The organism is Anaerostipes hominis (ex Lee et al. 2021), from assembly GCF_002270485.1.
Lineage (GTDB): Bacteria > Bacillota > Clostridia > Lachnospirales > Lachnospiraceae > Anaerostipes > Anaerostipes hominis.
In genome coordinates this window covers 1-25,451 of the sequence record NZ_NQOG01000016.1, presented here as the reverse complement: position 1 = coordinate 25,451, position 25,451 = coordinate 1, and the positions used below count along the sequence as shown (strand labels likewise).

Annotated in this window: 27 protein-coding genes, 1 pseudogene and 1 CRISPR repeat array; of the genes and pseudogenes, 5 read left to right on the top strand and 23 right to left on the bottom strand. The window is 41.4% G+C overall.

Annotated elements, in window-relative coordinates:
• Positions 1–5: 5 nt before the first annotated feature.
• The 4 genes from CI597_RS13035 to CI597_RS13020 are packed head-to-tail and all read right to left on the bottom strand — an operon-like array spanning position 6 to position 2,549.
• On the bottom strand, positions 6–845 hold the full coding sequence (locus tag CI597_RS13035) for a PTS system mannose/fructose/sorbose family transporter subunit IID (RefSeq protein WP_024726460.1): 840 nt from the start codon (positions 843–845) through the stop codon (positions 6–8).
• A gap of 1 nt (position 846) precedes the next feature.
• Positions 847–1,641 (bottom strand): PTS mannose/fructose/sorbose/N-acetylgalactosamine transporter subunit IIC, encoded by a 795-nt coding sequence (locus CI597_RS13030; RefSeq protein ID WP_034548805.1) that lies wholly within the window; start codon positions 1,639–1,641, stop codon positions 847–849.
• 15 nt (positions 1,642–1,656) lie between these two features.
• Positions 1,657–2,142, bottom strand: coding sequence for a PTS sugar transporter subunit IIB (locus CI597_RS13025; RefSeq protein WP_024726458.1), 486 nt, complete (start codon positions 2,140–2,142; stop codon positions 1,657–1,659).
• Positions 2,139–2,549, bottom strand: a complete 411-nt coding sequence (locus CI597_RS13020; RefSeq protein ID WP_024726457.1) for a PTS sugar transporter subunit IIA — start codon at positions 2,547–2,549, stop codon at positions 2,139–2,141. Before CI597_RS13020 ends, CI597_RS13025 begins: the two co-directional genes overlap by 4 nt.
• Before the next feature lie 320 nt (positions 2,550–2,869).
• On the opposite strand from CI597_RS13020, the gene CI597_RS13015 reads away from it, so the two are divergent.
• On the top strand, positions 2,870–3,703 hold the full coding sequence (locus CI597_RS13015) for a class II aldolase (RefSeq protein ID WP_024726456.1): 834 nt from the start codon (positions 2,870–2,872) through the stop codon (positions 3,701–3,703).
• Between the two features lie 80 nt (positions 3,704–3,783).
• On the opposite strand, the gene CI597_RS18170 is transcribed toward CI597_RS13015, so the two are convergent.
• The 11 genes from CI597_RS18170 to CI597_RS12965 form a co-directional block, all read right to left on the bottom strand.
• Entirely contained in the window at positions 3,784–3,936 is a 153-nt protein-coding gene (locus CI597_RS18170) for a hypothetical protein (protein WP_186992445.1), read from the bottom strand.
• Positions 3,937–4,081: 145 nt separating this feature from the next.
• Positions 4,082–4,771 (bottom strand): triose-phosphate isomerase, encoded by a 690-nt coding sequence (locus CI597_RS13010; RefSeq protein ID WP_024726455.1) that lies wholly within the window; start codon positions 4,769–4,771, stop codon positions 4,082–4,084.
• A gap of 10 nt (positions 4,772–4,781) precedes the next feature.
• On the bottom strand, positions 4,782–5,303 hold the full coding sequence (locus tag CI597_RS13005) for a YjbQ family protein (protein WP_024726454.1): 522 nt from the start codon (positions 5,301–5,303) through the stop codon (positions 4,782–4,784).
• Between the two features lie 20 nt (positions 5,304–5,323).
• Positions 5,324–6,196 carry a class II fructose-bisphosphate aldolase gene (locus CI597_RS13000; protein ID WP_024726453.1) on the bottom strand — a complete coding sequence of 291 codons (873 nt, stop codon included), beginning with the start codon at positions 6,194–6,196 and terminating at the stop codon, positions 5,324–5,326.
• A complete protein-coding gene (locus CI597_RS12995; protein ID WP_235824628.1) occupies positions 6,190–6,696 on the bottom strand; it encodes a hypothetical protein in 507 nt (168 codons plus the stop codon). The genes CI597_RS13000 and CI597_RS12995 overlap by 7 nt, the downstream gene beginning before the upstream one ends.
• A 17-nt stretch (positions 6,697–6,713) precedes the next feature.
• Positions 6,714–7,388: a class II aldolase/adducin family protein gene (locus CI597_RS12990; protein WP_095142958.1), complete on the bottom strand. Its 675-nt coding sequence runs from the start codon at positions 7,386–7,388 to the stop codon at positions 6,714–6,716.
• 15 nt (positions 7,389–7,403) lie between these two features.
• Entirely contained in the window at positions 7,404–8,774 is a 1,371-nt protein-coding gene (locus CI597_RS12985; RefSeq protein ID WP_024726451.1) for a PTS galactitol transporter subunit IIC, read from the bottom strand.
• 23 nt (positions 8,775–8,797) lie between these two features.
• On the bottom strand, positions 8,798–9,082 hold the full coding sequence (locus CI597_RS12980) for a PTS sugar transporter subunit IIB (protein WP_024726450.1): 285 nt from the start codon (positions 9,080–9,082) through the stop codon (positions 8,798–8,800).
• A 43-nt stretch (positions 9,083–9,125) separates the two neighbouring features.
• Positions 9,126–9,590 carry a PTS sugar transporter subunit IIA gene (locus CI597_RS12975; RefSeq protein WP_024726449.1) on the bottom strand — a complete coding sequence of 155 codons (465 nt, stop codon included), beginning with the start codon at positions 9,588–9,590 and terminating at the stop codon, positions 9,126–9,128.
• On the bottom strand, positions 9,532–11,637 hold the full coding sequence (locus CI597_RS12970; RefSeq protein WP_024726448.1) for a BglG family transcription antiterminator: 2,106 nt from the start codon (positions 11,635–11,637) through the stop codon (positions 9,532–9,534). The genes CI597_RS12975 and CI597_RS12970 overlap by 59 nt, the downstream gene beginning before the upstream one ends.
• 184 nt (positions 11,638–11,821) lie before the next feature.
• Positions 11,822–13,750, bottom strand: a complete 1,929-nt coding sequence (locus tag CI597_RS12965; protein ID WP_024726447.1) for a BglG family transcription antiterminator — start codon at positions 13,748–13,750, stop codon at positions 11,822–11,824.
• Positions 13,751–14,065: 315 nt separating this feature from the next.
• A CRISPR array of direct repeats spans positions 14,066–14,423; the repeat unit is 32 nt; unit sequence CATTTCAATACAACTCTTGTTATTGTTTATCT.
• A 348-nt stretch (positions 14,424–14,771) separates the two neighbouring features.
• On the opposite strand from CI597_RS12965, the gene CI597_RS12960 reads away from it, so the two are divergent.
• Positions 14,772–15,686: a nucleotidyltransferase family protein gene (locus tag CI597_RS12960; RefSeq protein WP_024726446.1), complete on the top strand. Its 915-nt coding sequence runs from the start codon at positions 14,772–14,774 to the stop codon at positions 15,684–15,686.
• Between the two features lie 46 nt (positions 15,687–15,732).
• Here CI597_RS12960 and CI597_RS12955 read toward each other — a convergent pair whose 3' ends face one another.
• The 8 genes from CI597_RS12955 to CI597_RS12920 all read right to left on the bottom strand — a co-directional run bounded on the left by CI597_RS12955 (position 15,733) and on the right by CI597_RS12920 (position 22,581).
• Positions 15,733–16,146, bottom strand: a complete 414-nt coding sequence (locus tag CI597_RS12955; protein ID WP_034548802.1) for a 3D domain-containing protein — start codon at positions 16,144–16,146, stop codon at positions 15,733–15,735.
• Between the two features lie 321 nt (positions 16,147–16,467).
• Complete coding sequence (locus tag CI597_RS12950) at positions 16,468–17,289, bottom strand: Mrp/NBP35 family ATP-binding protein (protein WP_024726444.1); 822 nt, start codon at positions 17,287–17,289, stop codon at positions 16,468–16,470.
• Positions 17,290–17,291: 2 nt separating this feature from the next.
• Positions 17,292–17,948: a ribulose-phosphate 3-epimerase gene (rpe, locus tag CI597_RS12945; protein ID WP_024726443.1), complete on the bottom strand. Its 657-nt coding sequence runs from the start codon at positions 17,946–17,948 to the stop codon at positions 17,292–17,294.
• A 94-nt stretch (positions 17,949–18,042) separates the two neighbouring features.
• A complete protein-coding gene (locus CI597_RS12940; protein ID WP_024726442.1) occupies positions 18,043–19,683 on the bottom strand; it encodes a Na/Pi cotransporter family protein in 1,641 nt (546 codons plus the stop codon).
• Between the two features lie 120 nt (positions 19,684–19,803).
• Positions 19,804–20,886, bottom strand: a complete 1,083-nt coding sequence (locus CI597_RS12935) for a PTS fructose transporter subunit IIC (RefSeq protein WP_024726441.1) — start codon at positions 20,884–20,886, stop codon at positions 19,804–19,806.
• A 25-nt stretch (positions 20,887–20,911) separates the two neighbouring features.
• Positions 20,912–21,217 carry a PTS fructose transporter subunit IIB gene (locus CI597_RS12930; protein ID WP_024726440.1) on the bottom strand — a complete coding sequence of 102 codons (306 nt, stop codon included), beginning with the start codon at positions 21,215–21,217 and terminating at the stop codon, positions 20,912–20,914.
• Positions 21,218–21,230: 13 nt separating this feature from the next.
• Positions 21,231–21,680 (bottom strand): PTS sugar transporter subunit IIA, encoded by a 450-nt coding sequence (locus CI597_RS12925; RefSeq protein ID WP_024726439.1) that lies wholly within the window; start codon positions 21,678–21,680, stop codon positions 21,231–21,233.
• A gap of 22 nt (positions 21,681–21,702) precedes the next feature.
• On the bottom strand, positions 21,703–22,581 hold the full coding sequence (locus CI597_RS12920) for a ketose-bisphosphate aldolase (protein ID WP_024726438.1): 879 nt from the start codon (positions 22,579–22,581) through the stop codon (positions 21,703–21,705).
• A 302-nt stretch (positions 22,582–22,883) separates the two neighbouring features.
• Between CI597_RS12920 and CI597_RS12915 the strand changes: the two genes are divergently transcribed.
• The 3 genes and pseudogenes from CI597_RS12915 to CI597_RS12905 form a co-directional block, all read left to right on the top strand.
• Positions 22,884–23,888 carry an aldose 1-epimerase family protein gene (locus tag CI597_RS12915; RefSeq protein WP_024726437.1) on the top strand — a complete coding sequence of 335 codons (1,005 nt, stop codon included), beginning with the start codon at positions 22,884–22,886 and terminating at the stop codon, positions 23,886–23,888.
• Between the two features lie 161 nt (positions 23,889–24,049).
• Positions 24,050–25,246 carry a hypothetical protein gene (locus CI597_RS12910; protein WP_024726436.1) on the top strand — a complete coding sequence of 399 codons (1,197 nt, stop codon included), beginning with the start codon at positions 24,050–24,052 and terminating at the stop codon, positions 25,244–25,246.
• 15 nt (positions 25,247–25,261) lie between these two features.
• Positions 25,262–25,451: pseudogene (locus CI597_RS12905) on the top strand (sugar phosphate isomerase/epimerase); the annotation flags it as partial.

Sequence of the window (25,451 nt, the reverse complement as noted above, 5' to 3'; positions counted from 1 at the left end):
TGAACTTAATATGCCAGGATTCCGGTCGCTCCGCCTACCACACCGATTACAACGATCAGCCCGATGATTTTCAGTGAAGACCATCTTCTCTTGTTCATCAGATAGTAAACGAGCATGGTCACTGCAAGCGGAAGGATGCTTGGGCAGATCGCGTCCAGAAAGCTCGTCTGAATGTCATAAGTAGATGTGGAACTTACCACTTTAAGTCCGCAGCTTGCCTTTACATAGTTGACCACCAGGCCGCCCATTACCATGCATCCCATGATGGAAGCACCTTTGATCAATTTATTGAGGATTCCCTTTTCAAGGAAGTCCATGATTGCCTCACTTCCGGCTTTATAGCCGAACATAAAGTTCCAGTAACTCAGGCCATATGCGGCTGCAATAATCACAACTGCGTATATGATGGCTCCCCATATATTTCCGCTTCCGGAACGGGTTAAGTCGATACATACCGCTAAAAGAATCGGGATTACCACGCCCTGCCAGATGGTATCACCCATACCGGCTAAAGGCCCCATCAGAGAAGTTTTTAAGTTCGTGATAAATTCATCGGGTATCTCTTCACCCATGGCCTTTTGTTCTTCCAGGGCAACCGCCATACCAAGGATACATGCACCGAACTCAATATGTACATTGAAGAATTCAATTTCCCGTTTCATGACCTCTTTGCGCTTTGCCGGGTTATCTTTATACAGGAAATTAATGATTGCCGAAAACATGTGGGCAACAACCTGCCCCATCATTCTTTCATAGTTATAGCATGTCTGGGGAAATGTCTCCCAAATGAACCAGGCTTTGATCAAGGCGGCCTTTGGGATCAAACTTTTCTTTTTATTTTCCATCTTAGTCGTCCTCCTCATCATCTTCATCATCAATAACTGCTGCTTCTGCCGGTTCCATAGCAGAGGTGACCTGAACGTATACAACTGCCACGAGCAATGCGATGATACCCAATGTCAGTAATGGAAGCTTTGAGTATACAGCCAGTAAGAACCCTGCAAACAGAAATACTTTTGATTCCCCTTTGAAGATGTACTGCAGTGTAATCGCAATTCCGAGTGCAGGCATTAAACCACCGATGATCTGGAAGACAGTCAGTACTTTTCCGCTTAACATATTCAGGATTCCCTGGATATAGTTAGACCCAAAGTATGCGGCGAGAGCACACGGGATTGCCGTCATGAGAAAACACATGATCTGAGGAAATAAGACATTTGCCCGCCAGATTTTGTTATACTGTTCTTTTTCTATATACTTATCTGCAATATGTACAAAGAAGCAGTCAAAGGTCATACGTCCTGCCCAGACAATCGTTCCAAGAATACCGATCGGTACTGCCAGCGCCAAAGCGGTATCGGTGTCCAAACCGCCGACGATCGCATAGGCTGTTCCCAAGACTCCTGCCAGTCCCATATCTGCAGGCATACTTCCTCCCGCCGACATGAATCCCAAATAAACTAAGTTAATGGTTGCACCGATCACGGCTCCCTGTACCGGATGGCCCAGAATTAAGCCGGTGATCATACCGCAGACCAGCGGTCTCTGTAAGGACCAAAGGCCTACAAACGGCAGGTTTCCAACTGCCAGCCAGTAAACAACCCCGCATAAGGCTGCCTGTATGATGGTCATCTTTTCCATATATACTTCCTCCTTCTATTTATCCAAGTATCCGGTAACTTCAATCACCTGCTGTTCAGGGACGAGCTGATAATAAACATGCACGTTCTTTGTCATCAGGTTTTTAATCGCGGTGATCTCATCCGGATCACAGGCTACATTTTTGATAAACGGTGTTCTTTCTCCTCTAAGTCCCATTCCGCCGAGGTTAACGTCCTTAATCTCAAGACCCAGATCCGTCATGCGGTCATATGTAATGGGTGTTTTTGTGAGGATCATAACCCTCTCTCCTGCTTCCTTCGGATCTTTTTTAAGAACCTCCGCTCCTTTTTCGGTCCCGTATACATTTACCTTAACACCATTTGGAGCAAGGGCTTTGATGACTCGTTTGTTGAATTTGTCTGCCGCAACTTCGTCATCCACTACGATGATCCTGTTGACATTTAAGCTCGGAGTCCATACAGAGACAACTTCTCCATGGATCAGCCTGTCATCGACTCTGGCTAACACGACATTTTTCATTCCTCATCTACCTCCTCAAATAACTTTCTTACGTCTTTTACTGTTCCCGGCGCCGCTTCTATGAGCCCTGCGCAAATCTCTGCCGCATTTTTTCCCGCATAGCGCCCCATCATTACCTCTACCATTAATGGCAGGTTAATTCCCGTCACATGATATATGTCATGATGCTCCATTAAAGAAACAATCGCATTGAACGGACTTCCGTGGAACAGATCAGATACGAACAGGATCTCTTCTCCATCTCCGGTTTGATCAATCTCCGCTTTCAGTTTTTCCGTTAAAGTTGCTACTGTCTGTTCGGGGAACAGCCCATATGCTACCAAATCCTCCTGTTCGCCCACGAGCATCTGGGTACTTTCCACCAGCCCTTTTGAATAGCTGCCGTGGGATACTGCAATGACCTTCATCCTTTTCCCTCCTTTTCATCTGGCCTTTGATGTAATTGAAGTATACCACGCCGCTTTCCGGGTTTTTCACAGACATTTGCACAATCATTGCCGCAGTTTCTGCCAGCATTTTGCATGATTAACTGCGCAATTTATTACGCAGAAGCTTCTTTCTTCCGGAATGGATTTTGCGGCATGATTCGTGCAATAACCGAAACAGTTACAGACTTTTTCCCTGTTATAATCGAATCAAGCTTAGTACGTACTGGTGAACGGTAAAAATGAAAAATTTCAGATTAGATAGGAGGAAGCGGCTTTTTTAACCCCGCCGCTATATGGAAATGAAAATTGTAAATGGATTTGACCTGATGAAATATGCAAAAGACCATCATTATATCCTGCCTGCATTTAACACGACAAACCTGGAAATGACTTATGCCATCGCCAAAGGATTGAACAAGGCAGGACTTCCCGGATATATTCAGATATCTTCTAATAACTTAAGACTCTCAAGCCCGGACACAATCACATATCTTGCGAAAGATGCCTTAAAGGACAGTGATGTGCCGGTGGGTCTTCACCTTGATCACGGAAAATCTTACGAACATGTGAAAGCATGTGTGGATGCTGGATTTACTTCTATTATGATCGATGCCTCTCATCTTCCGTTTGAAGAAAACATTCAGGAGGTGAAACGCGCAGTACAGTACTGCCACTTCTACGGAGTTCCTGTTGAGGCAGAATTGGGGGCCCTCCAGGGGAAAGAGGAGGATATCGTAAACGAAGCAGACAGCAAAACGGATCCTTCCATGGTGGCAGATTTTGTCGAGAGAACCGGCTGTGATCTTTTGGCTGTATCCGTTGGAAATGTACACGGCCTGGATCTGACTCCAAAAGTCGATCTTCCGTTATTAGAAGAAATTTCAAAGGTTTCTCCCGTGCCGCTTGTTATGCATGGTGGTTCCGGGATTCCGTTTGAGACGATCCAGAAGGCAAGGAAATTTAACTTGTTGAAGGTAAATTACGGATCTGATTTAAGAAAAGCTTTTATTTCTACCTTTGGGGAAGCGTATGAACAGAATCATAACGAAGTGAACGTTATCGGACTTAGCATTCAGTCCATAGAAAATGTCAGCAAAAAGGCAGCAGAACTGGTATCCATCATTAATGAATAATCCCTTTGAGGGAATTTAATATATCTCAAAAAAACATCTATTCAGCTAAAGTGAATAGATGTTTTTTCATGTCATTATAGTTACATGGGATTTGCTTTCTTGTTCCCTGACTTTGCCTTACCCTGAATCTCCGGTACAGGAGGCACATCATTTTTTGGGTTATGTGCCTTATGGTTACTTTCTGTACCATGCGGTTCTTTGGGATCCGGCCGTCTCATACCAGCCTTTGCCATTGGGTCTGTTACCTCCAGTTCTTTTACTTTAATGAGACAGATTTATATGCTTTTGTCTATTGCATAGTAAAACCAATCCTGCCACAAAATCAGTATTTGTCTTTGAAAGATTTTTATCCAATGTAATATTAAAATTTCAAATCGCCTAAACAGTGTCCTTTTTTGCCCTCACAATTGCCTCTGCCATTTCTTTAATCCTGACAGCCGGGGAAGGGGCATTCAAAATCCCGGACGTTCCTCCCGTGCCATCAGCCCCAAGCCGTACCATGTTGTAACAATCCTCCGCCGTACTGACTCCGGAAGCAACCACCACCAGTACATCAGGATTTACTTTTCGTACCTGATCGATTGCTTCAATTGTATAAGCATCGTCTGCTACCTGACCGGTTCCGATGAGATCCGTCGGTTCCGCCAGGACAACATCCGGGTTCATACACGCTACGGCTTTTGCTTCCGTGATAGTGTCCGCACATACGATAGAAGTCATGTTAAGCTCGGCTGCACGCCGGATACATGCATGCAGGTCGGACAGCGTCTTAGGATTTTCGGCATGGTTCAGAAATACTGCGTCTGCTCCTGCTTCCTTCAAAGATTCCGGAAGTACATGCCCCATTCCGCGTCCGGGTACCAGCGGGTCCATAGACTGTACGCAGACAATGATGTTTTCCGTATTTTCACGAATCATTCTCACATCTGCATACGGGCATGTGAAGATGATCGTAAGGCCGGTATCTTTAGCCGCCTGATCCGCGGCCTTCGCCAATTTAAGGCTCTCGTTTCCGTATAAATATGACTTTGGATTTACAATCAAAAACGGTGACTGCATGTTTCCCATATTCTCCTCCTTACTCTCCAATGACAACTATTTTACATTTTCTTTCTCTGGGACGCGTACGGTCAAAGTCTACAAAATAGACATATCCTGTAACACCGACTCCTAATTTTCCGTCCTCCACATCGAAGACTTCACTGGACCCGAGAATCGTAGATCTCAGATGGGCATCTCCGTTGAATAAAGCGGTCCTGTCTCCTCCCGGAAGCCAGAAATCTACATCCGGCCAGGTTTCCACTTCTTTGTAGTGTTCCTCTCCCGGATAATTGTACTGGTCCCCACTTATATGATCCGGAATGATCTTTGCCAGAGCATTGTTTAAGTCTTCCTGCAAAAATTCGTCTCCATCCTCATTATAATCGTGGACAAATTCCTCAAAAAATACGGAGCAGGTCGTATGCGGAGAAATCACAGTACAAATTCCATTCTGAATTCCACTTTCCTCAATAACTCTTTTTACCTCAGGTGTAATATTGATATAAGTTGGTGTTTTCCCATGAGATTCCACTTTAATCGTTTCTTTATATACTGCCATATTTGACTCTCCTCCTAAATTTACAATTTCTGAAATACCTGAATTGCTCTTTTTACATCTTCTTTGATTGCCTCTGTCGCTGCTAAAGACATGGAATCATAAAATAAAGGAGTCTCTTCATCTTTCCAGTACTCTTTTGATGCTTTTCCACCTGCTGTATTCATGTATGTATAGTAATTCACTTTACAGATTCCATTTTCAATGGCAATTCTATAGTCCGCATCAGATACACCAGAACCTCCATGCATTACCAATGGCACATTTGCTGCATCACTAATTCTTGCAACTCGCGGAAGATCTAGTTTAGGTTCTGTCAGATATACTCCATGTGTTGTACCAAATGCAACTGCCAAACAATCAACGCCTGTTTTTTCTACAAACTCTTTTGCAGCCCGAGGGTCAGTATAAATATCATTCAAGTCTTCATAATCATCTGTGCTGTCAGAACTTGTTCCCTCTCCCTGGACAACTTCAGAAGTAAAGATATGTCCCAATTCAGCCTCTACACTTGCTCCAACCGCATGAGCTATTTTAACGATTTCTGCTGTTTCTTCCACATTTTCTTCAAAACTTTTTGATGATGCATCATACATAACAGAAGTAAATCCTAAACGAAGTGCCTGCACACACCGCTCAAAACTGCTTCCATGATCTAAATGGAGTGCAACTGGTACTTTTGCACGTTTCGCATAATACAACATAACTGGTCCAATTTCCTCCAGATCAATCATGTCATCATGACTTTGTGCATGTTGAAGAATCACAGGACAATTTAATTCTTCTGCGGCCTGAATGATGCCACGAATGGACTCCAACGTAGTTCCGTTAAAAGCACCAACCGCTTTTTTCTCAATTTTGGCCTGATCCAGCAATTCCTTTAATGTAACTAACATTTTGTTTCCTCCTGTAAAACTGTCTTCAATCTTTTTCTCCCCTGTATTCTTGCCTCTGTCACAAGAGAATCTGGATTAATTTTACTATCTAAATCATAGAAATAATTTTCCAGTTCTTTTTTATTTGAAAATTCAGATATTCTTATCCAATATCTCCCTTTTAAAATCCCTCCATTGTTAAACGTCATATACATTCTCGTATTTCCTGCCAAAGGTCTCATATGATAGCTTTGAATCTGATCAATCTTATATTTATGACTTTTTCCATAGGCGTAAAATTCAATGATTCCATTCCTTATCATAATTTCTGAAGGATTACTGACAGAAATAAATACATTCCAAACATTATAAATACATAAACATAAAATCATCAAATATACAGGATTTCGTCCCTCTGAAAGAAACCGGATAAAACAAAAAATTCCTATCAGCCCAGTAAATAAACCCGGTATTGTCATTTGAATGCAAAAATGGGATGGTCTATATACATAATGTTTCATCATTGCTTCCCTTTCGTTTATATTCTTTTGACTAATTCTTTTGGAATCTCTGGCGTTCCCTGTCCATAATAATGGAACAATTCTACTGCTTGTTTTACCTGCTCCCTTGACATTTTTTTCGGTTCTCCAACAGATTTAGCCGCCAAAAATGTTTTCGCTGCTTCTTCCAGATATACCGCAGAACAAAGAGCCTGTTTCAAATCTTTTCCTACTGCCATAACCCCATGATTTGATAAAATGACAGCTAGAGAATTTCCTAAATATTTCACAGTATCCTTCCCCATATCAACACTGCCTGCTGAACTAAATGGTGTTACTGCCACATCCCCGCCGCAGGCATTTGCCAATGTTGTTAAATTGACTTCAAATTTATCCTGAACCAGTCCTATAGCTGTTGCATACGGCTGATGCGTATGAATTACCACATTTATATCTTTTCTATTTTTAAAGATGTATAAAATACCTTCTGTATCAGATGAAGCCTTCCTGGTCCCTTCGATTACGTTTCCTTCCAAATTCATTACTAAAATATCTTCTGGTACCATATCCTCATAAATCATTCCAGATGGTGTAATCAGTATCTCTCCTGTCTGCATACGCTGGCTCACATTCCCGCCTGATAAAGCAATTAAACCATATCGGTCCATTTTTGTTCCGGTTTTAATCATTTGAGCCTTCTCATGTTCAAACATAATTTTCCTCCATTTTTATCCTTCAGAATGCATTGCCTCTGCTTCTTTTAAAATACGTTTTCTATTCAATACTGCCAGTGCCAATGCTATAATTACGAAAATTGCTACTCCGACAGCACCAAAATTATTGCATCTTACCAAAACCCATGTTAAAGGATTCGCTCCATCACAAATGGAGGAAATAGTTGTTGCTCCGTTTGGAATTGCGAAATTTACAGATTTCGCAACAGTTGTAATCATTGGTGCCAAATCTGTTGCAATATAAAATCCAAATACCAGACATAAAATACCAGTAATTAAAGTTCTAAATCCATTTCCATTCACTAACGGTACAACCAATACAAAAATATAAGGAAGAACTGCCAAATCAGCCATTGGTAAAACAGTATTTCCAGGCAGAATTACAGCCAAAAGAACTGACAATGGTACTAAAATTAAAGATACCGTTAAACAGGTTGGATGCCCTACACCTACTGCAGAATCTAATCCAATATAAATCTTTCCTCTGTTTTTAAATCTTTTCTTTACAAATTCAGATGCTGCTTCTGAAATTGGCATCAATCCTTCCATCAGCAGAGCTGCCATCTTAGGAATCAAAACCAGTACCGCACCTAATGTAATACCTGTCTGCAATATCTTTGCAATATCATATCCTGCCAATGCTCCAATGACCGCACCTAATACGGTACCTACTAACATTGGTTCACCAAATACACCAAAACGTTTTTGAAGCTTTTCAATATTAATGTCAATATCACGAACTCCTGGGATCAAATCAATAATCTTATTAATGACAATTGCAATCGGGACAAATGCTCCTGTAAACCCATGAGGCAATGACACACCCGGCATTCCTAAGGTTTCCTCTACCTTCGGAGCAGTATAATCTCCAATTACCATAACAATAATCATATTTGCAATCGTAATAATCAGTCCAATGGTAAAACTCCCTGTTAAAGCCGCTGCTAATGCTCCTGTGAAAGCAAAATGCCAGTAATCCCAAATATCCACATCAATGGTCTGTGTTGTATTTGTAATCAGCATTATGATATTAATCACTAATCCTAATGGAATCATAATCATTCCGATTTTAGACCCAAATGCAATTGCTGCTGCCGCAGGCCATCCAACATCAACTGTGGATAATGTCAATCCAAATCTTTCTGTCATTGTCTGTACTGCCGGAGCCAGACTGTCTCCCATCGCTCCAATGACAAGATTTAATCCCACAAAACCAATTCCAACTGTTAAACCTGCACGAAGTGCTTTTCCAAATTTTGCACCCAGTATTAACCCAAATATCGTAAGCAGAATCGGCATCATTACCGTTGCTCCTAAACCAGAAATAAAATCGAATACTTTTAATACACCTTGTAATGCTCCCATAATATTCATACCTTCCTTTCAAACTATTTTTTCATTTGTTCTAAAATATCCTGATAAAGTTTTTCCATTCCCATTCCTGTAAGCAACGGCAATCCTGCTAATACCGGACACTTTGCACCCGCTGGTGCTGCTGTAGTGGAGATGCAAAAATCAAAATTCTCTGATTTTGCCACAATTTCAGTAACTTTGCATTGTTCCATTTTGTACTGACCTTCGTATCCATTTTCATTTAGAAAATCCGAAATTTTTTGATTAGCAACTGTAGATGTACATACTCCTGAACCACACGCAATTAAAATTCTTTTCATAATCATCTTCTCCTTTTATTTAAATAAATAATTGTTACCCTTTTTACTTCACTAGCTCTCCTAATACTTCATCTATTTTCTTTTTATCACCAGATTGAATTACCTTTAACATTTCTTGATCCTGACATGTTGCAATTAATTTCTGCAGCAGTCCTAACTGATCTTCTTTCTTTTTAATTGCCAGCATGAAGAGAACAGAAACTAAAACTGTTTCATTTTCCATTCCCATAACGTTAAATTTGACCGGACTGTCTAAAATTCCTAAACATACCGCTGGTCTATTTACATATTCAGGATCCGTATGAGGAATAGCTACATTAATTTCTCCTGTAGGAAGACCCGTGGGAAAGTTTTCTTCTCTTCGAATAATGGCATTATGAAATCCCTCATTTACATAACCTTCCTGAAACATAACATCTGCCATTTGGCCAAGAATCTCCTTGTCATTTTCACCTGATAAAGACACTGCCAGATAATTTTTGTCTGCTTTGCCAATTATTTTTTTCATTATCTTTCTCCTTGTTATAATTATTTTCCAGTTGTTTGATTGCATTTAACATCGCTTTTGTATCCGCCATCTGATCTAATTTTTTCTTTATCGTCTCATTTCCAAAAATCATCATTAAATCATAAATTGCCCGGTTAATGCTTTCCGCACTTTGAATGCTCATTCCAATCACATATCGAACCGGATCATTAACTCCACTGTGAAAATCGATGGGATGCTTTAATCTAAGAAGTGAAGCTGCCTCTTTGATTACCCCCTTTTCTGTATCTGCATGAGGCAGCGCCGTTTCCGGGCAGACGACAATATAAGGACCGTTCTTTTTGATATTCATTACCATTTCGTCCACGTATCCAGGCTCTACCGCACCTGTAGAAAGAAGCAGATTTCCCGACTGGCGAACCGCATCTTCCCAATCTTTGGCCTCGTATCCCACCTGAATCCTCTCCTCATTCAGCAGATCATAGAACGCACCCTGAATATTGACATCCGGCGGACTTGTGATTTCCGGCTCCCGTTCTTTACTGTCTCCGCCGTCTCCCTCCCGTATTTCCAGGACCTTTCTCTGAATATCCAGGATATCGTCTTTCTCAAGCATAGGCGACCGCACTTCCACATATGGAATCTTCACATTATCTAACGGGATTGTTGAGATGATCATCTGGGTTCCGTTTTTCTCGATCTCCCTCATATTATGGAAAGAAGAGATACTGACGATCTCGATCATATCATCCAGCGTCTTCAGCTTCGCCAGCATAAATTGTGCCGTCCCTCTTCCGGTTGCACATACAAGAGCCACTTTTACTTTCCTGCTCTTTTCTGTCTCTGCCTTTTCTTTTTCCATCACCGAGGCAAAATACAGCACCATAAAAGACATTTCATCTTCTGAAAATTTCTGGCCCACATAATCTTCCAGTGAGCCGAGATGCTGTTTCACACTCTCAAAAATCTTCGGATAATCCTGCATGAGCGTATCCTTCAGCGGGTTTACCAGAACTTCACTGTTTTTCAGCCGGTGCACCGCGGACCGCATATGAGCCACCAGCAAATCATAAAGAGTAAAGTCCAGATAAAAGTCGATTCCAAAACAGCTGGAGATCTGATAGATGGTTTCCGCGATCATGACTCTGAGTTCCAGCGCATTAGTTTTCTGTGCATCGTCCTTTAAACAACTTTTTCCATTCAGACACTCCGTGTAGTAGAGGATTTCGACCTCACGCACATCCATCTGAAACATGTCTGAAATTTTCCCGAACAGCCCTCTGCTGAACGTGTATTTGGAGCCTTCTTTTAAATATTTCCATTCGTTGGTGAAATACCCCGGAAGAAAATGCTTCCGTACGATCCGGTTGGCTACAATGGTGAGCTCTGTCACAGCCTCAAAAAAAGAATAGTCGGCAAAAAATATCTGTGTCTCTTCCTCTTCTTCCAGGATGCAGTTTTTCATCTTCTCATAAATCTCCAGGCTGTCTGCCTCTTTTAACAGAAGATTCCAAAAAACACTCAGATCATATCCGTTCTTATAGTAATTGTCATCGCCATTTACTTCCAGAAGCTTTAAGATGCCTTTCCGTACATCCAGCTCCGATGCCTCAATAATATATCCCCTCCTTACCTGGGATACCAGCGTCATTCCATTTTCTTTAAACCAGATTTTCAATTCCTGAAGATCCTGAAGCAGGGTATTGCGGCTGACCCCGATCTTTTCTTTCAGCTGGTCCACCGTCACATATCCGCTGGCATTCAGAAGGATCATTGCAAGAATGGTGGAACGTTCCTTTTTTGAAAGGTAATAAGTATAAAAGTCGTACTCCGATATAAATTTCTCATAGGCCCGGATATCCACTTTTTTATCTGTGTCAATCCACAGCTTTCCGTCAAGATCCGAGGCGATCACCGGCAGCTCATATGCTTCCAGATCTTTATTCAGCTCTTTTATATCTGCCCGTATCGTTCTCTCCTGTATATTATATTTCTCCTCTAATCCGGAAACGTCTGCATGAATACCGAGGATCAGATCCTTCAGAATCTTATTGCTTCTCCTGTTCATTTTTCTCCTCCTTGAGCTTAGTTCTATTCTAAATCCATTTGATTCAACAAAAAAGTCCAATCAGATGCAATAGAAAAACGTGAAATTGGGTTAATTTAAAAACTGCCGGACCTTCTCCCTATAACATAAAATCAGGGCAGAAATCCCAAAAAACGAATTTCTGCCCTGATTATATTAAACGATCTTAAATTGTCTCCGTACTGTTGATGCCTGTCTCCAGAGCCCCTTTTACCAGCCGGATAAAATTAGGATAAGACGGATCTTCCACCAGACGTTCCACCAGAGACTTATCGGCGAACATTTTGGAAAAATAGTCCCAAAGCTGAAATGCCTGCGGATTATTTTTTCCGATGTGCATCAGCATCACTAAGTGTACCTCATTTTTCTCTTCATCCCAAATGATAGGTTCTTTCGATACACACACTGCCACAAACGTATCGGATGAAACCGCATACATCGGATGAGGCACTGCGATCTGTTTGCTGAAAAAGGTACTGCCGATTTCTTCCCTCTGTAAAACCTGTAAATGAAGATTTTCTACCTGGAAATAAGCAGTGGATTTTTCGCAGAGCATACTGAGCACTTCTTCCTTATTCGATGACTTCACGCTGGAAAACAGCTCCGGATGAAAAATATCTGCCACATCTTCTATATCCTTAAATCCATCAATATTCAGCTTAATATTCATATAATCATGCTGATTCGGGAATGTGTCCACATACATCGCCAGTCCCTTCTCAAAAAATTCTTCTTTTTCTGTGGTCAGAAAAATATCGTATTCATCCAGCATGTCTTCTGTCACATCCATAGGATTCATGAAGTCTATGACTGAAACATACTCCGAAAACCATTTTAGCAGGGTCTGTTTCATCAAAAGCGTCATACTGTTTTTCAAAGCGGAGATCACGAGAATCCTTTTATTTCCCTGGCGGCTGTTCAGCTCCAAAAGGCTGCTGTAAAAATGGACGGCCAGGAGCGCCACTTCATCTTCCGACACCCGCTTTCCATACTGCTGATGAAGCAGAAATGCAAAATAAGCTCCAATATCATATCCAAGCGGGAAGGTCTCCCGGATATAGTTGAGCATATCATTCTTTACCTGCATGTCATATTTGATCCGGATACTCAAAGACATACAGTGCAGTGCCAATGTGATCCGCAGATTTATGTTGTCAGTAAAATCCACTCCAAAGTTCCGCCGGATCTCTTCAAAAGCTTCAGAAATAAAATTATCCATCTCCTGGGTAATCGTATCTGAATCTCTGTTATTGCCCTGTCCCTTCAGGTATAGAGAAAAATACCGTATCTCCTCATCCGGCACTTTTATGAAAAATCTCCGGCTGATTTTTCCAAAGACTGCTTTGGCAATCTCGTACTCATTGCCCAGCTGTTCCGAAATATCCAGTTCGCCCGGCTGTATGTAAAATCCTTCGCCCATCCGGCAGATCATGATATTCAAAAACAGAATCGCATTGTTGAAGTCGGTGTCCATAATATGATACTTATAGTTCACAAAAATATCAGTCAGTATATTTTTAATCTTTGCCAGCTGTCTCTCATCAATATATACCATGCCCTGTTCATTTTTGATATGGGCCAGATAGAGGTCCTGTTCCGCCAGACATCGTCTCTTATTGATCTCATATCCGTCGATCATGACTTTATTGCTGCTTTTTAATAGTTCCAGCTGGAACTTTTCAAGGATTTCCTCTACTTTCTTCAAATCATTCTGCAGTGTGGATCTCGAAATATAAAACTTGTCTTCCAATTCCATAACAGATACGGCCCGGTGTCTGTTCAGGAGCAAAAGCAGTATCTTGCTGATGCGGCTTGTAGGGTAATTGAGAGATACCGTTGTGTACTGCTGGTACAGAGAATTCACGAATGCGGAAAATTCATCATAGTTTTTCACCTGGATACAGCTTCCCTTGGAAGCCTTGGAAACCAATTCCGCACACGTCTCATCCGCAAGTTCCTTCCGGATCACTTTCATGTCCCCCTGAACCGTCCGTAGGCTCACGTCCAGTTTCTTTGCAAAATGGGACGCTGTCAGGAACTCATCGGAGTGATTGCAGAATTCTAATAAAATTTCAATTTGTCGTTGGTTAAACATTCAAATCCCTCTTTTGTGTTACTTTTATATCCGCTGGTCATATATATCATTATACCTTAACAGTATCCTATTCCGCAACTGATAATAAGCGGGTCTGCCGCAGGTAAAGCAGGATTGTATCAAAGACCATATACCATACCTGGGATTCTTGTATTTATATAATATATAATAAAGATCCGGGGAGACCGGATCTTTGGGTAAAAGAAAGATTGTTGAATTTAAGCAGAATATTGTTTTGTTGAACTTCACTATTGTTTTTAGGACAACTCCTGTTTTTGTTTATCCAATTAGCGGAACACTAAAAGAGAAGTTTTAAACTTCAATACAACTCTTGTTATTGTTTATCATGAGCTAAAAAGGTGCGTGACCGGTGACACCGAATTTCAATACAACTCTTGTTATTGTTTATCTTTTTTTCAACAATAATAATGAGATGCAGACGGATCATTTCAATACAACTCTTGTTATTGTTTATCTTCTTACCTATGCAGGTATCTATACGAAACTACCATTTCAATACAACTCTTGTTATTGTTTATCTACCTCTCAGCTCATCCCCGGTCAATTTATTCCGTCATTTCAATACAACTCTTGTTATTGTTTATCTGAACGGATTGGCGGTAATCTTGTGAGCTTGCCGCTATTTCAATACAACTCTTGTTATTGTTTATCCAACGCTTTTAAGCCATTTCTGTTTTTTATTATAGCCAGTTTTCCTGATAAAATCAACGTTTCCTTTGTTTTTTCCCAACTAATTTGTTTTTTTGTGTTTCCCAGCTTAAACTAAGTCTAATTCGCCATTTCACGCCGCTTCTCAGGGTTTTTCCCTGTTTCGGGGTTGGGAAACTCAACAGCCACTCTGTACTTTTCACACCTTATTTTATCCCCTTCGAATGAACGTGCTTCATATGATAAGGTATGTTATACCCACAGGGCACACCGTATTTTATACCCTTCGGATGGACGCGCTTTGCGCGATAAGGTATAATGTTGTTCAGAAATTGATTTGGAGGTATCAAAAGTGAAAAAACCAGCGTTAGTGATTCTTGCCGCCGGCATGGGCAGCCGTTACGGGGGGCTGAAACAGATGGACCCTATGGATGACCAGGGACATGCAATTATAGATTATTCTATTTATGATGCAAAACGGGCCGGTTTCGGAAAAGTAGTGTTTATAATTAAAAAAGAGATTGAAACAGATTTTAAGGAGACGGTAGGTTCCCGGATTCCGGACGGAATGGAAGTCTGTTATGCATTTCAGGAAGTGGACAGCCTTCCTGCTGGCTTCTCTGTCCCGGAAGGCAGGATAAAGCCATGGGGTACCGCCCATGCGGTTCTCTGTGCCAAACCATTTATTGAGGAACCATTTGCCGTTATCAATGCCGATGATTATTACGGCATCCACGGCTATCAGGCTATGGCCCAATTTCTTATGAAAGAGTCTTCTTCCGCCAAAGCAAAATTTGCAATGGTCGGATACCATCTTGGAAATACTGTGACAGACAGCGGATATGTATCCAGAGGAATTTGTAAAGTTGATGAAAATCATCAGCTGCTCTCCATCACAGAGCGGACTCATATTGAAAAGCGCGGAGATCACGCCGAGTTTACAGAAGATGACGGAAATACCTGGACATCTCTTCCGTTTGACACCCTTGTATCTATGAACTTTTTTGGATTCCGCCCTATGATCATAGACGAATTGGAAACCGGTTTTTCAAAATTCCTCTCTGCTTCTCTAAAAGAGAATCCATTAAAATGTGAATATTTTATACCAAGCGTGGCCAGCCTGCTGATGAAGGAAGGAAAAGCTACAATGGACGTTTTGGTCTCCAGAGATCAATGGTATGGTGTGACATATAAAGAGGACAAGCAGCATGTCATGGATGCTCTGAAAGCCATGAGATCTGAAGGTCTGTATCCGGAACAGTTTTAAAAAAAAACTGCTGTACGTTCTTACATGAAGTACAGCAGTTTCTCTTTTATTTTTTGATCTTATATACTTTGACGTTGTTTTTGCGTCCGAATTTTTTTACTTTTTTGTGGGAATTAAAATAAACATCGATGTGTTTTCCTTTTACTCCGCCGCCCACGTCTTCGGCTACATATGTTTTTCCCTTGATCTTAATTTTACTTCCCAGTTTAATCTTTCGTTTATCTACGGCAATCGTACGTCCCTGTTTGGCTCTTCTTCCCGTAGCGGTTTTGTTTCCATAGCCTCCGCTGCATTTTCTGCATCCGCAGTATGCGGTCAATTTATATTTTCCTAAATACTGTACTTTTTTAGCCTTAGCTTCTGTAGATGATGAACCGGTAAACAGTGCACCCGTCACTACTGCTGCCATCATGGCAAGCAGTAAAAACTTTTTCTTTGCTGCTATTTTTAAAATCTTCATAATATCCTCTTTCTAAAGCAAATCATTTTGGTTACTGTATAACCTATGATAGTTTTTTAAGATTTATTCTTACTTTTTAAATATTTGAAATATTTTCGTAACAACTTAGTGCTAGTTTACTTAACAATTAACGATTTGTCAACCGTTGTATTAAAAAAAGAACATGATTTCACCAGATATCCCCAAATTAATATTACGAATATATTACAAAAAAAGAGACAAATCCATGGGATTCATCTCTTTTTTATTGAATACTATTCTATATTAACTTAAAATCTGATAACTAAAAAAAGAATTCGACATTATGTTAAAAACAGCTATTTAAAGAGTTTCGATCACTCCGTCCAAATACAGCTCTTCTACATCTTCGATCAGGCCTTCATCACAGGCTTTTGTAAGCTTTGGATCAATCGGAAGTTTTCCCAGCACTGGGATCTGGTACTTTTCGGCAATTCCGTCTATATGGCTCTCTCCAAAAATAGAAATCTCTTTTCCACAGTCCGGACATTTGATGTAACTCATATTTTCCACGATTCCGAGGATTGGAATGTTCATCATCTTAGCCATATTGACTGCTTTTTCAACAATCATTCCAACCAAATCCTGAGGAGTAGCTACCACAACGATCCCATCCAGAGGCACGGACTGGAATACCGTCAGAGGCACTTCCCCTGTTCCCGGCGGCATATCCACGAACATTACGTCGATGTCACGCCATAATGTCTTACCCCAAAACTGTTTGACCACATCGGCCACCACCGGGCCTCTCCAGATCACCGGCTGAGTCTCCTCTTCCAGCATCAGGTTCACTGACACCACCTCGATGCCGAAGTTTGTGAGCGCAGGGAGAATAATCCCTTCCTGATTGCCCAAAAGTCTCTCATGCAGACCAAAGGCCTGAGGAATGGATGGTCCTGTCACGTCTCCGTCCAGAATACCTGTGTGGAGACCTTTTCTGTTTGCCGCCACCGCAAGCAAGGCTGTGGTCAAAGATTTCCCCACGCCGCCTTTGCCGCTCACAACTCCGATGACCTTTTTTACACTGCTGTCTTTATATAATGGTTCCATAAAATCTGTCTGTGACTGCGTTCTGTCAGAACAGCTTTCCACACAGCTGCTGCAGTCGTGAGTACACTCACTCATCTCTATACCTCCATTGCCTTAAATAAATTCTGTATATTTTGTTCAATATCTCCGTTGAATACGGCAGATCCGGCTACGAATACATTGGCGCCGCAGTCTTTGATGTGAGCGATATTATCAGCTGTCACTCCTCCGTCCACCTGAATGTCCACATCGAGTCCTCTGTCTGTAATCATTTTTCTCAGATCCCTGATCTTCTGATCCATTGCTTCTATATAAGACTGTCCTCCAAAACCTGGATTCACCGACATAATGAGTACCATATCAAGATCATCCAGCACATAGTCAAGAACACTCAGCGGAGTTGCAGGATTCAGCGAAACTCCCGCTTTACGGCCCTTTTGTTTGATCTGCTGGATCACACGGCCAAGATGAGTGCATGCCTCTGCATGTACTGTTATATAGTCTGCCCCGCATGCCGCAAATTCATCAATAAATCTGCCCGGCTCTTCTACCATCAGATGGACATCGAATACCTTGTCCGTTACGCTGCGGATGCTTTTGATGACCGGCATACCAAATGAGATATTCGGCACAAAGTCTCCATCCATCACATCGATATGGATCCACTGGGCCCCAGCGGCATCTGCTTTTCTGATATCGTCACCAAGTGTCTTGAAGTCTGCCGATAAAATCGACGGCGATAAAATGTATTCCATGCTACCTTCTCCTTTTTATCCACTAATACTCTAACAGTAGTATTATAACATATCCTCAGAGAAAAAAGGGGAAGAAAAGCTCTTCCCCTTTACACTAAACTTCTTCTGCAATTTCCCTCATGGCTTTGGCCATATTCCACAGGTGGTCCCCAATCCGTTCAAAGTCTACCAGCATCTCAGAGTAGATGATGCAAGCCTCGTCGTTACATTCTCCCCTCTTCATCCTTCTCAGATGGCTGTCGTAAAACTCTTGTGTCTTTGCATCCACAAAACGCTCCATCTCGTGAAGATCCTCAAGCCATTTCTTTGTATCCTGGATCTCTCTCTGGAAATACCGGAACATATTGTGGCAGATCTGTTTCATCTCTTTTAACTCCGCCCTGGCTTGGCGGGAAAACTTGATCTCCTTCTCCTCAATGATCTTTGTGTAATCACATATATTGACGGCATGGTCACCGATCCGTTCGATATTTCCTGTCATCTTAAAGTATAGACTGATGATCTCAGAAGTCTTCTCATTGGTCTCAGTCACCATCATCTTGGAAATGATCCCGGAAATTTCTTTGTTGAGGTAGTCAATATATGCCTCTCTCTCCTCCACTTCCTTTAACTTGTGGCTGTTTCCAATTAAGAAGGACTGGAAGCTTTCGTCCACATTTTCTTTTGCCATCTCAAGCATTCTCTGGATCTCTTTGCCCACTTCTTCCATATGAATGGCAGCGCCTCCGATCCTGGGATCCAGACCCGCATCCCAAGTCCTTAAATATTTCAAATGCTTCTGTTTCTGTTTTTCTTCTTCCTTCTCCGGCAGGATCTTCACCGCAAGAGATGCCAGCTGGTTTCCAAATGGGATGAGCAGAAAACTTGTGGCAAGATTAAACAGTGTATGCATATTCGCGATCTGTCTCGGCGCATTTCCCGGTGTCCAGGATGCAACCAGATCACTCAATGGAAGTGTCAGGCATATGGTTGTAAAAATAATAGTACCAATAATATTAAACAGCAGATGAATCACCGTAGTCCTTTTGGCGCTTCGCCCTGTACCGATAGCTGCAAGGATCGCCGTGATGCAGGTACCAATATTCTGTCCGAACAGTACAAACACCGCACTATTAAATCCGATCAGTCCGCTGGCTGCCAAGGCCTGCAGGATACCCACAGATGCGGAGGAAGACTGGATCAGAGCTGTAAACCCTGCCCCTGCCAGGATACCGATCAACGGATTCGAGAATTTTGTCATCAGGTTAATAAATGCAGGTGCATCCCTAAGCGGCATCATGGCTGTGCTCATCATGTCCATTCCGATGAACAGCACACCCAGGCCCGCGATGATCTGTCCTATGTATTGGATCTTTGGCTTTTTCAAAAACAAGACCATCGCAACTCCTGCAAAAGCAAAGATCGGTGCCATGGCCCCTACATCCAGAGCAATCAGCTGCCCGGTAATGGTTGTCCCAATATTGGCCCCCATAATGATCCAGACTGCCTGATTCAACGTCATAAGCCCTGAATTTACAAATCCTACGACCATGACAGTCGTAGCGGAAGACGACTGAATGACGGCTGTGATTCCTGCCCCTACGGCGACTCCTAGAAAGCGGTTAGACGTCAGTTTCTCTAAGATCCGTTTCATCCGGTTGCCCGCAGCTGCCTCCAGGCCGGAGCCCATCATCTGCATACCGTACAGGAACAGGGCAAGTCCTCCCAGCAGTCCTAATACAATCGTTGTATTCATATTTTTATTCTCCTTTGTCTCACAATCATTTCACCATAACTTAACAGCAATTTTATTTTACATGATTTTCGTGGAGAATAATGTTAAATCCTTGTAAAATTAACGTTAAACTTTATTTGGTTAACTAATCTTTAATGATGACAAATCAATTTCTTTTTCTTCAATTTCAACATTTCCTTTGACAGGTTTTCTTTTAAGGAACTGAAGCAGCACCGCAAATACACAGGAACCGATCAATAATGCCAAAAGCCAGTATTGCGGATGGTTAAATCCCGGAAGTGCAAAGAGCCCTCCCGTGGGAACCTTGGATGTAACGTTCAAAGCCGCACATACAGCACCACCCACGCCGGCACCTACACCGGTACAAATTGTAATCCGAATCAAGTCATTTAAAATGATGGGATAAGATCCCTCTGTTATCATACAGCATCCCATGACAAATGCTGATTTCAAGTTGTCTACTTCTTCCTTAGAAAAAATATCTTTCTTCATGATCTTAGATAAGAAATATCCAATCGTCAGGCCAAAAGGCGCTATCATTGATGCCTGCATCAAAATCGCAATGGGCCCACCGATTCCCTCTGCCATAACACCACATGCAAAAACAAAAACAACTTTGTTGATCGGGCCGCCGTAATCAACCGCCGACAATATTCCAACCAATATTCCAAATGGGATGATCATACCCGCATTGTTCTGCATATTCACCAAAAGATCTGTAATCGCATTGGTCAGCGCATTGATCGGAATTCCGATCACATATTTCATGACCAGCCCTACCGCCAGGGATCCGATCAGGGGAAGAATTAACTGAGGCAACAATCCTGCAACCCATTTTGGTACTTTCATAACTTTTAACAGATAAACAGTCAGATATCCGACCAGATAACCGCTGATTAGCCCCCCTAAAAAACCAAATCCCGCATCTTTACAGAGCAGTCCAAGGATGATACCAGGAGCAATACCGGCTTTATCTGCTATACTATAAGATATCCCTGTGGAAATAACGATCGGGAGAAATCCCAGTGCAGTTCCACCGATGGTTGTCAAAAAGTCAGGGAAAGCAAGCTGTTTTGTAAAGTCTTCTACAGAGCTTCCTCCTGCAATGTTACCGATCACCATCAGCATACCTGCGGTACATACAAATGGGATCAGATATGAAATTGCCGTGAGCATATGTTTTTTTATTTGCAGTTCTTTCATATTATATATCTCCTTCTATGATATTTTATACAAGCTCCTCTATTTTCTCTATTAATTTATTAGGAGACATGACCACTGTCTCTGTAGGCACTTCTACCACCTTTTTTCCCTCAAACCGCTCTTTTCCGGAAATGCTTACATCCGTCGCCAGAATGACGACATCAGCCGTCTCAATCTCACCGGAACTTAACGCATCCTCAACTCCGATCACCCCTTGTGTTTCCATATGAATCTTGTGTCCTCTCTTTCGGGCAGCATTCTCAAGCTTTTCTTTGGCAATATATGTATGGGCAATTCCAGCCGTACATGCCGCTACTCCAACAATGTTCATAGGTGCTCCTTTCTTATTCAAATATCGTTTTGATCTCTTCAACAGAACCTGCATTTAAGAGCTTTTCAACAACTTCGTCATTTCCCAGTTTTCCTGCTACTTGTGCAAGCAGTTTTAAATGCTGCATAGCATTCTCATTATCAGTTCCAACTGCGAACAAAAAGATGACCCTGACTCCCTTTCCATCATTGGTTTCCCACTCAATCTCATTTTGAAGCTTTGCGATGGCGATCCCAACTTTTGATACGGATGGACTTTTTCCATGGGGGATGGCCACGTAATTCCCAATTCCTGTACAACCCAGACTTTCTCTTTGCATAACATCTGCAATAAATCCGGCTGCATCATCAACATATCCTGCCTTTTGCAACATTTCTGTCATTTTTTTAAGCGCATCTTCCTTATTGACTGCGAAAAGATCGGAACGGATCACTCTGTCGTCTAAAACACTCTTAATATCCATGGCTTCTTCCTTTCAAAAAATATTATAATTTGTAATATTTCATTTTATCCGCATCATCAAACAAGTCAATTTTTTGATTTACAACCTTCTTCATGGCAGCAATACTGTCAACATACAGATCGAAGGGTTCTCTGATGACAACATCATCCGCCAAAGTTTTTCTTGTCTGCTGATAAAAAGCATCTTTAATATCAGAAGATATATTAATCTTATTAACACCCCGTTTTACTGCTTCTGCAATTTCTAAATCCGGGTTTGCTGAACCTCCGTGAAGTACCAATGGAATAGAAACTATATTTTTGATCTCCGTCAGCAATTCCTGCTCCAAGTGCGGTACAAAATTTTTCGGATAAATACCATGAGCCGTACCAATCGCAATGGCCAGCGTATCGCATTCTGTTTCCTCAACAAATTTCTTTGCGTCTTCCGGCTGTGTAAATACGATCTCTTTTGCTCCGATCTCACGGTTTCCTGAATCCTCTTTGATATCCCCAATGGTTCCAAGCTCAGCTTCTACAGATACGCCTAACGGGTGGGCGACTTTAATCACCTCTTTTGTAATGGAAATATTATCTTCAAATGATTTGCTTGATGCATCAATCATAACAGAAGTAAATCCGCAGCGGATAGCTCTCTGTACTTGCTCCATCGTCTCACCATGATCTAAATGGATACACATAGGAACACGGGTTTTGTTAGCCTTGTCCTTACACATTTCAATAAAGCTGTCGCCCTGAAATTCCAATTCATTCGGATGAATCGCCAGAATAACCGGCGCCTGTTTTTCCTCACAGCATTCAACAACTGCGTTCAAAATCTGTCCGGTACCAATATTAAATGCCGGTACAGCGAAATTCTTCTCATTTGCGACTGCCAATAAATCTTTCATGTTCAATAACATAATGAAATCTCCTTTTGAATTTGATGGATGTTCTAGCAACTCTTCACAAAGGAATTTTATAGATGCATCTTACCTTTGTTGATTTTGATATTATAATATTAACTTTGCTTATGATATTTGTCAATCTTTTTATGAAATATTATTTTATATTTTTATTTTTTTATATACAAATTACAAAAAATATGCTAATATTCATTTAAATCCAGAGCTTATATAAAATATTATTTCTTATACAAGAAATATTCTTTCTTTTGTAGCTTTTATCTGGTTAATATTACTTTAAATATATTAAGGAGGTTTTTATGCAGCAGAAAAACTATATTGGACACCCTTCACAGATCATGGGTGTAGAAGAATACCGGCTGATGCACGGAAAAGGTGATCATATGCATATGCTTCACATACGGAATGGATTAGGCATGGAACTGGTAATTAACGCTGACCGCTGCGCCGACATTTCCCGGCTTTGCCTGGATGGGAAAAATTTAAGCTATACTTCCGTGGCAGGAGAAGTAGCCCCATCTTACTATACTTTGGGGCAGGATGGTTTCGGCTTTCTAAAATCATTTAACTGCGGTTTTCTCACAACATGCGGCTTTAACAACATTGGCTCTCCCAATGAAGATGAGGGGAAAATGCATGGTCTCCATGGAAATATTGGAAATACACCTTCCGATTACATCTATCACACTGAAAATGATAAGCAAATAGAGGTTCACGCACTGATAAAAGATCATGAGATCTTTGGAGCAAAATTCACATTAAAACGCGTTTTTACTATTTCAAAAATATCCAATCAGATTATATTGAAGGATAATATCCTGAATGAAGGTTCAAAAACAGAACCTCTGATGTATCTTTACCACATAAATCTTGGTTATCCGCTGTTAGATGAACATGCAGAAATCTACATAAATTCAGCCCATGTCTCACCGAGAGATGAGACGTCAAAAAAAGGGTTAAGCTCCTGGAATCAAATACTTCCTCCCACACCGAATTTTTCTGAACAATGTTTTTACCATACTTACAATACGGATACTGCAAACATGATGGTCTATAACACCAAAATTGAAAAAGGCATACAGATTCAATTTCCTACCTGCCAGTTCCCTCAAAGTATCCAATGGAAAATGATGGGAGAACGTGATTATGTTTTGGGACTGGAACCTTGTACTGCGTCCTTAGACGGCCGTCACCAGGTAAAGAACTCAGGGAATATCCTTTCATTAGCCCCTGGAGAATCGAAGGAATTTTCCGTTACGGTCAATTTATTCACCAATAAGGCTCAATGGGAATCCTATTTATAAAGAACAAAGCGGGCTTGCTCACTTTGAGCGCCAAATGTAATTTAACGAGGTTAAATAATTTCCTTACACATTTGTGTGCTGCGCACGATAAGCTGTAGGAGGTTCCACAGGGATTTCCTATGACATAAAGAAACTATTCATCTTTTAAGGAGGTAATGAGAATGTCAACAATTAAGAAAGTATTTGAAGCAGGAAAAGGTATTTTACAGCTTACACCAACCTGGGTGCCAAGAGGATTCAACGAACCGGGACACAGGCTTCGTCTTCATCCCGATGACTATTATGCACTCGGCATGAGCCGCGGAGGAATCTGCGAACGCTGGCTCGGTTCCATAACAAAGGCTCTCAATGGTCCTGAGACCGGGGAGACAGAAGGCATGAGCTACGTGCTTGCAGATAAAAAAACAAAAGAAAAAATACTTCTCTCAGAGTTTGTAGATGAGTTGGGTTCTTCCCTGATCGGGGAAACATTGATGGAAAAGTACGGAACCTGGCCTGTTTTTGCAAAATTGTATGACTATGACAAGCCTCTATTCCACCATTTGCATTTGACAGAAGAGCGCGCAAATAAAATCGGAATGCACGGAAAGCCAGAAGCCTACTACTTCCCACCGCAATATAACTCTTCTTATCTGGGAAGATTCCCTCTGACTTATTTTGGTTTTGATCCGTCCACAACCAAAGAAGAGGTTATGGACTGTCTTAAAAATTACGACGTGAAAGATACAAGAATCACAGAACTTTCCAGAGCCTACCGTATTAAATTAGGGACAGGATGGTATACTCCGGCCGGTGTTATCCATGCCCCGGCCTCTGTGGTAACCTTTGAACCCCAGTGGAACAGTGATGTAAATACTATCATGGAAAATGTAACCATGGGTGAAGTAAACCCACATAATCTTCTGACCGACTGCGCTCCGGAAGAAGAAAAAAATGACCTGGATGCTATTTTTGCTCAGATTGACTGGGAGGAAAGCACACGCCCTGATTATAAAGAAACCTACTTCCGTATGCCGAAAATCAAGACAGAATCAAATAGAGCTATTGAAAAGTGGGTTGCCTATGCAAATGATTTTGTCGCTGCGAAAGAAGTCACTATACTTCCTGGACAAACTTATACTCTCACTGATCAGGCTGCATATGGTGCTGTGATCACACAGGGCCACGGAACTTTCGGCTGTTTTGAATGCGAGGCTCCGGGGCTGCTCCATTTTGACGATATTTCCGGTGATGAATTTTTTGTTTCTGAAAAAGCCGCAAAAAACGGCGTTATAGTTAAAAACACCAGTTCTTATGAATCCCTGGTAATTCTTCAAAACTATGCAAATAACAATCCTGAAGTACCAGCCAGCATCTAACTGAAAGGAGCTTTTATGAGAAATAAATTTGGAGTTGACAGTTTTATTTGGACTGAATCCTTTTTTGAAAAAGATTTATGGATCATCCCAAAGGCAAAAGAACTGGGATTTGAAGTCATTGACTTTGCGATTTCCAATCCATTTACATTTCCAGTAAAACAGGTAAAGGCTGAACTGGAACGGGTGGGTATTGACTGTGTCTGCA

Bases quoted from the DNA above. Each gene is read 5' to 3' on its own strand.
- CI597_RS13035 (WP_024726460.1), bottom strand. From the start codon at position 845: ATGGAAAATAAAAAGAAAAGTTTGATCCCAAAGGCCGCCTTGATCAAA.
- CI597_RS13020 (WP_024726457.1), bottom strand. From the start codon at position 2,549: ATGAAGGTCATTGCAGTATCCCACGGCAGCTATTCAAAAGGGCTGGTG.
- CI597_RS12910 (WP_024726436.1), top strand. From the start codon at position 24,050: ATGTCAACAATTAAGAAAGTATTTGAAGCAGGAAAAGGTATTTTACAG.
- CI597_RS12990 (WP_095142958.1), bottom strand. From the start codon at position 7,388: ATGTTTGAACATGAGAAGGCTCAAATGATTAAAACCGGAACAAAAATG.
- CI597_RS12935 (WP_024726441.1), bottom strand. From the start codon at position 20,886: ATGAAAGAACTGCAAATAAAAAAACATATGCTCACGGCAATTTCATAT.
- CI597_RS13010 (WP_024726455.1), bottom strand. From the start codon at position 4,771: ATGGGAAACATGCAGTCACCGTTTTTGATTGTAAATCCAAAGTCATAT.
- rpe (WP_024726443.1), bottom strand. From the start codon at position 17,948: ATGGAATACATTTTATCGCCGTCGATTTTATCGGCAGACTTCAAGACA.
- CI597_RS12955 (WP_034548802.1), bottom strand. From the start codon at position 16,146: ATGAAGATTTTAAAAATAGCAGCAAAGAAAAAGTTTTTACTGCTTGCC.
- CI597_RS12965 (WP_024726447.1), bottom strand. From the start codon at position 13,750: ATGTTTAACCAACGACAAATTGAAATTTTATTAGAATTCTGCAATCAC.
- CI597_RS12995 (WP_235824628.1), bottom strand. From the start codon at position 6,696: ATGAAACATTATGTATATAGACCATCCCATTTTTGCATTCAAATGACA.
- CI597_RS13000 (WP_024726453.1), bottom strand. From the start codon at position 6,196: ATGTTAGTTACATTAAAGGAATTGCTGGATCAGGCCAAAATTGAGAAA.
- CI597_RS13025 (WP_024726458.1), bottom strand. From the start codon at position 2,142: ATGAAAAATGTCGTGTTAGCCAGAGTCGATGACAGGCTGATCCATGGA.
- CI597_RS13015 (WP_024726456.1), top strand. From the start codon at position 2,870: ATGAAAATTGTAAATGGATTTGACCTGATGAAATATGCAAAAGACCAT.
- CI597_RS12930 (WP_024726440.1), bottom strand. From the start codon at position 21,217: ATGAACATTGTTGGAGTAGCGGCATGTACGGCTGGAATTGCCCATACA.
- CI597_RS13005 (WP_024726454.1), bottom strand. From the start codon at position 5,303: ATGGCAGTATATAAAGAAACGATTAAAGTGGAATCTCATGGGAAAACA.
- CI597_RS12925 (WP_024726439.1), bottom strand. From the start codon at position 21,680: ATGGATATTAAGAGTGTTTTAGACGACAGAGTGATCCGTTCCGATCTT.
- CI597_RS12980 (WP_024726450.1), bottom strand. From the start codon at position 9,082: ATGAAAAGAATTTTAATTGCGTGTGGTTCAGGAGTATGTACATCTACA.
- CI597_RS12970 (WP_024726448.1), bottom strand. From the start codon at position 11,637: ATGAACAGGAGAAGCAATAAGATTCTGAAGGATCTGATCCTCGGTATT.
- CI597_RS18170 (WP_186992445.1), bottom strand. From the start codon at position 3,936: ATGGCAAAGGCTGGTATGAGACGGCCGGATCCCAAAGAACCGCATGGT.
- CI597_RS12975 (WP_024726449.1), bottom strand. From the start codon at position 9,590: ATGAAAAAAATAATTGGCAAAGCAGACAAAAATTATCTGGCAGTGTCT.
- CI597_RS12950 (WP_024726444.1), bottom strand. From the start codon at position 17,289: ATGAGTGAGTGTACTCACGACTGCAGCAGCTGTGTGGAAAGCTGTTCT.
- CI597_RS12940 (WP_024726442.1), bottom strand. From the start codon at position 19,683: ATGAATACAACGATTGTATTAGGACTGCTGGGAGGACTTGCCCTGTTC.
- CI597_RS12985 (WP_024726451.1), bottom strand. From the start codon at position 8,774: ATGGGAGCATTACAAGGTGTATTAAAAGTATTCGATTTTATTTCTGGT.
- CI597_RS12920 (WP_024726438.1), bottom strand. From the start codon at position 22,581: ATGTTATTGAACATGAAAGATTTATTGGCAGTCGCAAATGAGAAGAAT.
- CI597_RS13030 (WP_034548805.1), bottom strand. From the start codon at position 1,641: ATGGAAAAGATGACCATCATACAGGCAGCCTTATGCGGGGTTGTTTAC.
- CI597_RS12915 (WP_024726437.1), top strand. From the start codon at position 22,884: ATGCAGCAGAAAAACTATATTGGACACCCTTCACAGATCATGGGTGTA.